The organism is Chloroflexota bacterium, assembly GCA_014360825.1.
In the GTDB taxonomy this organism is placed as follows: domain Bacteria; phylum Chloroflexota; class Anaerolineae; order UBA2200; family JACIWT01; genus JACIWT01.
In genome coordinates this window covers 39,468-49,560 of the sequence record JACIWT010000016.1, presented here as the reverse complement: position 1 = coordinate 49,560, position 10,093 = coordinate 39,468, and the positions used below count along the sequence as shown (strand labels likewise).

Here is a 10,093-nt window from a genome sequence, read left to right as displayed (position 1 = left end):
GCACGGAAATGAAATTTCCGGGCTACGGTCACGAAGTCCCGCCGGGACTTCGCAGGCGTAGCCACCGAATTCCATTCGATGGCGGGTATTCACAAGTGGGAGCCGTCTCCAGACGGCGATGCGCCGATCGCAATCTGGAGATTGCTCCCACGACTGGCCAGCCAAGGCGGGCACAGCGCTCAAGGGGGCATATGACGCCAGCATCACGATGATGGCCGCTAAGGCCATTTTCATTCTCACACCAGCGCTCACTTTATCCCTCCCCCAAACCTTGGCGATGATGTTTTTCACTGCACACATTATAGCGCCGCAGGTTACTTTGGACAAGCCATCTTCGGGCATGGATAAGCGAATGCGCAAGAACTCAGATTGGTTTTGCACTGTTCGTCAAATAAATAATCACCGCAAACGCCTGTTGACAGTCCCAGCCTCGAGTAGTACAATGCAGGCATGCCCGGCTCACATCGGCCGGTTAGGGAAAGCGTCATCCATAGAACATCTGAGGAGGAAAACACATGGAAGTGTTACGCAGAGGCCGGGGGGAACTGGTCGGCTGGTATGACCCGGATGAGAACCGCCGCTGGATCCAGGCGAACAAGTCGCGCGAACTGCGCGACAAGCGCATGACCGTGGCCGAGGCAGTCTCGCGCTTTGTCCACGACGGCGACTTCATCGCCTCCGGCGGCTTCGGCCATGTGCGCGTCGCGATGGCCGTGGTCTACGAGATCATCCGCCAGGGGCGCAAGCACCTGACTATGGCCGGGAAGACAGCCGTCCACGACCTGGACATCCTGGTGGGAGCCGGGTGCGTGGACAGGGTGGAGGTGGCCTACTCCTTTGGCCACGAATTGCGAGGTCTCTCTCCGGCCAGCCGCCGCGCCGTGGAGACAGGCCGCTGCCGGGTGGTGGCCGAGACCTCCAACGCTGGCTACCAATGGCGTTTCCTTGCTGGGATGATGGGCTTGCCTTTCATCCCTACGCGGAATCTCCTGGGCACAGACACCTTCGAATATAGTTCCGCCGTCGTGGTGAAAGACCCCTTCAGCGGCAAGCCCATCTGCCTGGTGCCAGCCTGTCAACCTGACGTGGCCTTCATTCACGTGCCCCGCTGCGATAAATACGGCAACGCGCAGATTGACGGCATCCTGATCGAGGATTTCGAACTGTCACGGGCGGCGCGCCGGCTGATCATCACCACCGAGGAGATCGTGGATGAGGAAGTAATACGTTCTCAGCCCTGGCGTACCAGTATCCCCTTCTTCGTTGTGGACGCTGTGGTCCACGTCCCTTATGGCGCGCATCCTTGCGAGATGCCCTACCTCTACTTCTTCGATGAAGAACACATCGCCGAGTGGCTGCAGTTATCGCGTACCGACGAAGGAGTCCAGACCTACTTCGACAAATACGTCCACAGTGTGCCTGATTTTTCCGCGTATCTGGAACTGATCGGCGGGGAGAAGAAACTACACTATCTGCGCGAGGTGGAACATTTGCGCATGCCCATGGTGGCCCCGTGGATGAAGAACAAGGAGTGAGGATGATGGCTGAGGAGGCAACCTATACACCAACCGAACTCTTGGCCTGCGTGGCGTCCAAACTGTTGGAGGACGGCAAGTCGGTTTTTGTGGGCACAGGACTGCCTATGATCGCCGCTATGCTGGCTCAACGCACCCACGCGCCTAACCTGCTCATCATTTTCGAGGCCGGGGGCATAGGGCCCATCGTGCCGGTCCTGCCCATTTCGGTGGGCGATTCGCGCACCTTCTACCGCGCCGTGGGTGCGTCCTCGATGCACGATGTGATGTCGGCTTGTCAGAACGGCTACGTGGACTACGGCTTTTTGGGCGCGGCGATGATTGACCAGTACGGCAACATCAACACCACCGTCATTGGCGACCACGACCACCCAACGGCGCGCCTGCCCGGTAGTGGCGGGGCCAACGACATCGGCTCCTTCTGCTGGAAGACCATCATTCTCATGCGCCAGGACCGGCGCCGCTTTGTAAAGAAGGTGGATTTCATCACCACACCTGGCTACTTGAGTGGGCCTGGGGCGCGGGAGGCAGCCGGGCTGGCCGGGGGGACCGGGCCGTATCGCGTCATCACCCAACTGGGCGTGTACGGATTCGATGAGGCAACCAAGCGCCTGAAACTGCTGGCTTTGCACCCCGGCGTCACGGTGGAGGACGTGCAGGCGAACTCCGGCTTCGAGGTGCTGGTGGCCGATGACCTGATCACCACGACACCACCAACGCCCGAAGAGCGTCGCCTCCTGCGCGAGATTGACCCCACGGGCATGGCCATCGGGAAATAACAGATGGACTCGCCACAGCCCCGCTTGCATCGCCTCTTGGAACTCGCGGGCCTTTTCGTGAAGTTAGGACTCACCAGTTTCGGTGGGCCGGTCGGCCACATCGCGCTGATGGAGAACGAAGCAGTCCATAAGCGACGATGGCTGTCCCGTGAGTACTTCCTCGACCTCCTGGCCGCCACCAACCTCGTCCCTGGCCCCAACGCCACCGAGATGGCCATCCACATTGGTTACGTGCGCGCTGGATGGCCGGGTCTGGTGGTAAGTGGGGCGGCGTTCATCTTGCCCGCCTTCTTTATCACCCTGGCCTTGGCGTGGGCCTATGTGGAGTACGGGGCCCTTCCCCAGGTGGGGGCGATCTTGTACGGCATCAAACCCGTGGTCGTGGGGATCGTGGCGGTGGCCGTCTATCGCCTGGGCAAGGCAGCCTTGACTGAACTGAAGGCTGGCCTGCTCTTCGTCGCGGTGCTCATCTTGTCGTTTTTTCGCCTGAATGAGGTGGCATTACTTTTGGCATCAGGCGTGGCAGGGGTTCTCCTCTACACGCCTCCCTCGCTACGACCGTGGATGACCGCAGGGATGGGCCTGGGATTTTCGTTGCCGAGTCTGTCAGGTGTATTGCCCAGCCGCCTGCTGCAGATCGGACTGTATTTCCTGAAGGTAGGTTCCCTGCTCTTCGGCAGCGGGCTTCTGCTCTTCGCTTTCGTCCAACACGATGTGGTCGAGTCCTATGGCTGGCTCACGCCGCAGCAACTGGTGGACGCCATAGCCGCGGGCCAGGTAACGCCTGGGCCCGTGCTTTCCTCTGCTACGTTCATCGGCTATTTGTTGGAGGGAACGCCAGGCGCGGTGGTGGCGACGATCGCCGTCTTTCTGCCGTCGTTCCTGATCGTATCTCTCACCGGACCGTGGATACCGCGGCTGCGCGATTCTAAAGGGGCCTACGCTTTCTTGCGCGGGGTTACCGCGGGGGCGCTGGCTTTAATTCTCGGGACTGGTTTGCTGCTGGCCCGAGCAGCCGTGGTGGACATCTGGACGGCATTGCTGGCTATCGCCAGCCTGGGTATCTTATGGCGCACTGAACTCGATGTCGTCTGGGTCATTGCTGGCGGCGCCATCATCGGTTGGTTACGCTACTGGCTGGGCAGTTGACGCGACTATACGGAGCAGTTATAATTTCCATCGCACGAGGTCAAATGAAAGGAGAGACAAGACATGGCCATTTTTGGATCAGCCGAATGGTTGCAAGCCTTCCACGAGGCCATCAATGCCAGCAAGTCCTACGAAGAGGCGGCCAAGACCTGGGAGGGTGATTTCTACTTCGTCGTGGAACCCGAGGCATCCCAGACCGAGCCGGTCTACTATTACGTGGACCTCTGGCATGGCAAAAGCCGGAGAGCATTCATAGTCAAGGACGAATCCGAGATGCAGCCGGAATTCGTCATTTCTGCGCCGCCCAGCGTCTGGAGAAAGGTCATCGAGAAGAAACTGGATCCCATCCAGGGGCTCGTGACGCGGCAACTCAAACTGAAGGGTAACATGGGCAAGATCATGCGCGCCGTGAAGGCCGCCCAGGAACTGGTGAACTGCACCACCAAGGTGCCCACAGAGTTTCCTGCATAGCAGGAGAGGAGGAGACACAGGGCCCGGTTTATTGTCTTTCACAAGGGTCCGGAGGACGTTTCGCAAGAACTCGTGGTCGAGGTGGCGAAGAAGGTTGAGCGTTCACTGCCCCCAGAGGTGAAGTGGCTCAATAGTTGGTACGTGCCGAGCGAGAATCGGCTGATCTGTGAATGGGAGGCGGCGAGCGAAGGGGCGGTGCGTTCCGCCCTCAAAGACGCGATGTCGCTTTGGCCGATTGAGGTAGTACACGAGGTGGTGTACGTGAACCCGGAGTGGTACAAGTAGGGGCAGGTGGATACCTGCCCCCGAGGCAGGTGGAAATAAAGAATCCCGCGTGGGCGTAAATGGCCAGGTGGCGGGCATTTTCACGCAGGAGGGTCCCCATGTGGTTTTTCGCTAACCCACTGATCGTGTTTGGCGACGACGCCCTGGAATATCTCCGCGGAATCCAGGGCCAGCGTGCTCTGATTGTTACGGATCGCAAAATGGTGGAATTAGGCTTCGCCAAGCGCGTGGGCCGCGAATTGGCAAGGGCGGGCCTCGAGTACCGCGTCTACGATGAAGTGGAACCCGATCCTTCCCTGCAGACGATCAAACGCGGGGCCCAGGTGGCTCTCGACTACCAGCCCGACTGGCTCATCGGCCTGGGCGGCGGCTCTTCGATGGATGCGGCCAAGGGCATCTGGGTGCTCTATGCCCGCCCTGACATAGAACCAGACGCCATCAACCCCTCCGAGGTACTCAACTTGCGCCAGAAGGCCCACCTGATCGCCATCCCCACCACCAGTGGCACTGGAGCGGAAGTTACGTGGATGATCGTGGTCACCGATGTGGAAGGTCAACGCAAGATCGGCGTCGGCTCCCGCGAGACTATGCCCGACGTGGCCATTCTCGATCCCTTCTTCGTGATGAACTTGCCGCCGCAGATCACCGGCGACACGGGCATGGATGCTCTCTGTCACGCCATCGAGGGCTATACCTCTAACTGGCGCAGCGACTTCACCGATGGGCCCGCCCTCATCGCCATCAAACGTATCTTCGAGTGTTTGCCCCGCGTCTATGAGGATGGGTCTGATGTCGAAGCACGCACTCACATGATGCACGCGGCGACGCTGGCCAGTATGTCCTTTGGCAACGCCATGGCCGGCTTGGGCCATAGCATGGGCCATGCCCTGGGAGGCCTTTTCCACGTCCCACACGGTCGCGCGGTGGGCCTCTTCTTGCCCTACACAATGGAATATCTGGCCGAAGCAGCAGCGCCACTCTATGCCGACATCGCCCACTTCATTGGCATCGGCGATGGCTCAGACCTCGAAGTCACGCGGGAACTGACCGCCCGGGTGCGTGCATTGGCAAAGCGCGTGGGCCAGCCGCTATCGGTGCGCGAGGCGGGCATCGAGCAGGCGGCATACGAAAAAGCGTTGTCCGCGCTGGTCGAACGGGCCGAGAACGAGGCCACTACCATCACGGTGGCGCGTATTCCCGACAGCGCCGACTTGGAGCGCTTGTTCCGCTATGCCTACCAGGGCATGACCGTGGACTTCTAAGACCAAATTCACCAGATAGGAGACCGCATGGACGGTTACACGGGCAAAGTGCTGGTCGTGGACTTGTCGGCTAATGAGGTCCACGACGAGCCGCTCAACGAGGAGTACGCCCGGCAATTCATCGGCGGGGCCGGGCTGGCCTGTCGCTACCTCTACGATCTGATTGACGCGGACACCGATCCCCTGGGGCCGGAGAACCCGCTCGTGCTCATGACCGGCTTTCTGGCTGGGACCAACGCCCCGAGCGCCAGCCGGTGGGTGATTGCGGCGCGCTCGCCTCTGACCGGCATCTACGGTGAGGCCAATTGCGGTGCCTTTTTCGGCGCAGAATTGCGCTTCGCTGGCTACGACGGCCTGATCCTGAAAGGACGCTCGTCCGCACCAGTGTATCTTCACGTCGCCGATGGCCGGGCAGAGGTCCGCGACGCGGCTCACCTGTGGGGCCAGGACACGTATTCCACCATCGCCGCCCTCAAGGATGAGTGCGCCGACGCTCGCACCCGGGTGATCTGCATTGGCCCGGCTGGAGAGTACCTCGTTCCCTGCGCCGCTATTCTCTCCGAGAAAGGACGCGCTGCCGGGCGCACTGGCTTGGGCGCAGTGATGGGCTCGAAAAACCTCAAAGCCATCGCCGTTCGAGGCAAGGGCAGGTGGCCTATGGCCGACCGGCAACGGTTCCAGGAGATCGGACGCCAGTCTATGAAGGGCCTGCGGGAAGCGTTCGTCAGCCAGGTCTTCCACGATACCGGCACAGCCGGCTGGGTGGACACGGGCATTGCTTTCGGCGACATGCCCAACAAATACTACACCCAGGGCCTGTTCCCCGAGGCCACCGTCATCAGCGGCGTCACCATGGGCGAGACTATCCTGACCGGCGTCAGCGGCTGCTACGGGTGCCCCATCCGCTGCGGGCGTGTGGTGCATGTGAAAGATGGCCCTTATGCGTTGCCAGAGGGAGAAGGGCCAGAGTACGAGACAATCGCTGCCTGGGGCAGTATGCTGCTCATTGCGGATTTGGCAGCAGTGAACTATCTCAACCACCTGTGCAACGCCTACGGGCTGGATACTATCAGCGCTGGGGTGAGTGCCTCCTTCGCTTTCTATCTCTACGACCTCGGCGTGATTACGGCGCAGGATACCGGCGGTTTGGAATTGCGCTGGGGCGACGCAGAGGCTGCCATCGCCCTTTTGCACCAGATGGGGCGACGGGAAGGCTTTGGTGCCATCGTCGTGGAGGGTGTGCGGCGGATGGGCGAGCGCTATGGCCGGCCAGACGAGGCCGCGCATGTCAAAGGGCTGGAGATCCCCATGCATGACCCCCGCGCCTACGCCGCTATGGGCCTGGTGTATGCCACTTCGCCGCGTGGAGCTTGTCATAACAAAAGCGATGCCTACTTGGTGGAGATGGGTATGGGCAACCCCGACCTGGGCCTGGTGCCCGGGGATCGCTTTGCCGATGATAAAGCAGCGATGGTGGTGACCAGCCAGAATTGGCGGGCCTTCACCGATTCTCTGGGGTTGTGCCATTTCGCCGTGGTGCCATTGCAGGAAATATCAGAGATGATCCGCGCGGCGGCAGGTTGGGATATAGGTGCAGAGGATATGATGCGTGCGGGCGAGCGCATCTTCCAACTCCAACGGGCGCTGAATTGCCGCCTGGGCGTGACGGCCAGAGACGATCGCCTGCCCGATATCCTGATGCGCCCGTTGCCCGACGGCGGCACCGAGGGCCATGTGCCGAATATGGAGAAGATGCTGGCCGAGTACTATGCCCTTCGTGGTTGGGACCCGGCCACCGGAAAGCCATCGAATGAGCGGCTGGTGAGCCTGGATTTGGAGGATGTGGCCGAAGACCTCTGGCGGGTGTGATGTGATGATTCTGTGGGGGCCGACTTCCTCAGCGAGACACTACGAGCCGGATGATGACCGAGATTGAGGGCAATGCCGAACTGAGCGAGCGCGAGTTGGAAGTCCTGCGTCTGGTGGCTACCGGCGCTTCCAACCGCCAGATCGCCCGCCAACTGCATATCAGCCACAACACGGTGAAGGTGCACCTGCGCAATATCTTCGCCAAGTTGGGCGTCGAGTCGCGCACCGAGGCCACGCTCCGCGCTATCCACGAGGGGTGGGTCGAAGTCGCCCCTCCACCCGCGGAGATGCCAGCAGAGCCCGTCGTCATCCGGCGCATTGCCGGCTGGCAGCGCGTGGCCTTCGTACTCCTTGCGCTCGTCCTCGCGGTCATCGTCCTCCTGCCTCCCCGCGGAAGTGAATCGCTGGTCCCCGACCGTCAGTTCAGTGACCAAGGGTGGCAGGCCGGAGTGGTCACCACACCAGGCCCTGTGTCGCGCTGGTCGGAGCGCACGCCTATGTCCATCCCCCGTGCCCGCCTGGCGGTTGTAGCCTACCGAGACCAGATCTACGCCATCGGAGGCGATACACCGACGGGAGCAACCGGCGCGGTGGAGGTTTACGACCCCGAGACGGACTCGTGGACTCGGCGAGCAGACAAGCCCACGCCGGTGCTGAACATCGCCGCCGCGGTTATCGGCGACAGGATCTACGTCCCCGGGGGCTATGATGCGGCTCAACAACCCGTCGCTGCCCTCGAGATATATGATCCCTTGCAGGATGCCTGGTCTCAAGGTGCGCCGCTGCCCGAACCTCTCTTCGCCGCGGCAGTGGCGGCTGAGGGTGGGCGGCTCTACGTTTTCGGTGGTCACAATGGGATGCAGTACGTGAACACGGTGTACATCTACGATCCAGAGGCGGACACTTGGAGTCTGGGCACGCCTATGAGCACGGCGCGGGGCTTTGCCAGCGCCGTCGAATTCGACGGACTGATCTACGTGGTGGGCGGCTACAATGGGGCTACGGAATTCGATCTCTGCGAGGTGTACGACCCAGCGGCAGAGGCTGCCGGGAGCAATCCCTGGTCATCCCGCGCGCCGATGGCCCAGGGTCGGGGCGGGCTGGCCTTGGCTGCCGCCGACGGCAGCCTCTACGCCATCGGTGGCGGATGGATCAACCGCCTATCCTTCAACGAGCGATACGACGTGGCGCAAGATACCTGGTCTCCTTTCGAGACCCCGGTCTTGGAACAGTGGCGCACCTTGGGCGCAGCCACCATCCAGACAGGCGATGGCCCAGTGATCTACGCGGTCGGGGGCTTCAGTGGCGACTATCTGAACACGAACCGCGTCTTCCAGACTTTCTTCCGCATCTACCTGCCGCGGCTGTAATAGGAGCGTACGGCTATACGCTCCTAGCCCTTTGTCCCCTCCCAACTCCCTGGGTTTACCAAATTACACTTTCTGGGTTTGTGTGCAAATTTTCTCTCGTTTCCTATTGACAAACGAGCATATTTCTGCTATAATAAGAGCAGAAATGAGCACTAATTTGCTCAAATACGGCTCTTTTCTCCCCATCCAAGAAGTCCATCCTGCAGGTATGCACACACTATGCTGAGTGCTGAACGTCAACGAGAGATATTGCGTCTGATCCGTGAACGCCGGCGGGCGACGGTGGCCGAATTAAGCGAGCGATTTGGTGTCAGCCCGGCGACTGTGCGGCGCGATCTGGATGCGCTGGAAGATGAAGGAGTCATTCGCCGATCCCACGGCGGGGCCGTCGTCGCCGAGCGCGCCACTCCCGAACCACCTATCATCCAGAGAATGATGGAGAATGAAGAAGAGAAACGCAGAATCGGACAGGCAGCCGCAAAACTGATTCAGGATGGCGAAACGATTTTCCTGGGCTCAGGGACGACAACCTTCGAAGTGGCTCGCCACCTCACCGGCAAGAAGAATCTCACCGTGATTACCAATGCCCTCAACATTGTTAACCTCTTGGCAGACCAGCCGGAGATCACCGTTGTAGTCACAGGTGGATTGTTGCGCCACTCAGAATTATCCATGATCGGCCATATCACAGAGCAGACCCTGAAAGAGTTGCGGGCTAACAAAGTGATCATGGGTATGCGGGCTATCAGCGTTCAGGATGGTCTAACGAGCGATTATCTGCCTGAAACGATGACCGACAGGGCTATCATCCAATCCGCCTCAGAGGTGATTCTCGTAGCCGACCACAGCAAATTTGGAAAGGTATCTACGGTTCTGGTGGCTCCTGTCACGGCCGTTCACAAAGTAGTGACCGACTCGGCTGCCCCATCGGACATCGTAGCAGAACTGAGGAGGTTGGGCATAGAGGTGATCCTAACCTAAGCAAAACGATCACCTGCGGGTGCCCTACAATTGGGATTTGCATAGAGGCGCGGTTAAGGAGGAAATCATTGCCATGAAAATCGCCACTTTGTGCGGGATGGGCTTCGGCAGCAGCATGATGCTCAAGATGTTTATTGAGGAGATCCTGAAGGACCTTCAGGTAAAAGCCGAGGTAGTGCCGTGGGATCTGGGCACGTTCAAGGCCCAACAGGCAGACATCGTAGTGGCTCCTACCGACATGGAAATGCACTTGAAGAGCACGTCGGCCAAGGTGGTACTGATTAGAAACTTGGTTGACAAGAAGGAGTTGCGCGAAAAACTCGTGCCTGTTCTGCAAGAGTACCAAGGCAAATAGCATGCCCGTGCACTGTGCTCGAAGCCCGATGGTAGAA

Annotated in this window: 11 protein-coding genes; 10 read left to right on the top strand and 1 reads right to left on the bottom strand. The window is 60.1% G+C overall.

What is annotated here, in order from left to right:
• Positions 1-252 (bottom strand): hypothetical protein (locus tag H5T64_10480; GenBank protein MBC7264762.1); only part of this gene is annotated, 252 nt, incomplete at its 3' end.
• Positions 253-515: 263 nt separating this feature from the next.
• On the opposite strand from H5T64_10480, the gene H5T64_10475 reads away from it, so the two are divergent.
• The 10 genes from H5T64_10475 to H5T64_10430 all read left to right on the top strand — a co-directional run bounded on the left by H5T64_10475 (position 516) and on the right by H5T64_10430 (position 10,056).
• Complete coding sequence (locus tag H5T64_10475; GenBank protein MBC7264761.1) at positions 516-1,535, top strand: CoA transferase subunit A; 1,020 nt, start codon at positions 516-518, stop codon at positions 1,533-1,535.
• 5 nt (positions 1,536-1,540) lie between these two features.
• Positions 1,541-2,314 carry a 3-oxoacid CoA-transferase gene (locus H5T64_10470; protein ID MBC7264760.1) on the top strand — a complete coding sequence of 258 codons (774 nt, stop codon included), beginning with the start codon at positions 1,541-1,543 and terminating at the stop codon, positions 2,312-2,314.
• A gap of 3 nt (positions 2,315-2,317) precedes the next feature.
• Complete coding sequence (chrA, locus tag H5T64_10465) at positions 2,318-3,463, top strand: chromate efflux transporter (GenBank protein MBC7264759.1); 1,146 nt, start codon at positions 2,318-2,320, stop codon at positions 3,461-3,463.
• 63 nt (positions 3,464-3,526) lie between these two features.
• Positions 3,527-3,934 carry an SCP2 sterol-binding domain-containing protein gene (locus H5T64_10460; GenBank protein ID MBC7264758.1) on the top strand — a complete coding sequence of 136 codons (408 nt, stop codon included), beginning with the start codon at positions 3,527-3,529 and terminating at the stop codon, positions 3,932-3,934.
• A gap of 30 nt (positions 3,935-3,964) precedes the next feature.
• Positions 3,965-4,219, top strand: coding sequence for a DUF4242 domain-containing protein (locus tag H5T64_10455; protein ID MBC7264757.1), 255 nt, complete (start codon positions 3,965-3,967; stop codon positions 4,217-4,219).
• 98 nt (positions 4,220-4,317) lie between these two features.
• Positions 4,318-5,481: an iron-containing alcohol dehydrogenase gene (locus tag H5T64_10450; GenBank protein MBC7264756.1), complete on the top strand. Its 1,164-nt coding sequence runs from the start codon at positions 4,318-4,320 to the stop codon at positions 5,479-5,481.
• A gap of 27 nt (positions 5,482-5,508) precedes the next feature.
• On the top strand, positions 5,509-7,350 hold the full coding sequence (locus tag H5T64_10445) for an aldehyde ferredoxin oxidoreductase family protein (GenBank protein MBC7264755.1): 1,842 nt from the start codon (positions 5,509-5,511) through the stop codon (positions 7,348-7,350).
• Between the two features lie 53 nt (positions 7,351-7,403).
• Positions 7,404-8,720 carry a helix-turn-helix domain-containing protein gene (locus tag H5T64_10440; GenBank protein ID MBC7264754.1) on the top strand — a complete coding sequence of 439 codons (1,317 nt, stop codon included), beginning with the start codon at positions 7,404-7,406 and terminating at the stop codon, positions 8,718-8,720.
• A 219-nt stretch (positions 8,721-8,939) separates the two neighbouring features.
• Entirely contained in the window at positions 8,940-9,701 is a 762-nt protein-coding gene (locus tag H5T64_10435) for a DeoR/GlpR transcriptional regulator (protein ID MBC7264753.1), read from the top strand.
• Positions 9,702-9,774: 73 nt separating this feature from the next.
• On the top strand, positions 9,775-10,056 hold the full coding sequence (locus tag H5T64_10430; protein MBC7264752.1) for a PTS sugar transporter subunit IIB: 282 nt from the start codon (positions 9,775-9,777) through the stop codon (positions 10,054-10,056).
• Positions 10,057-10,093 lie beyond the last annotated feature (37 nt).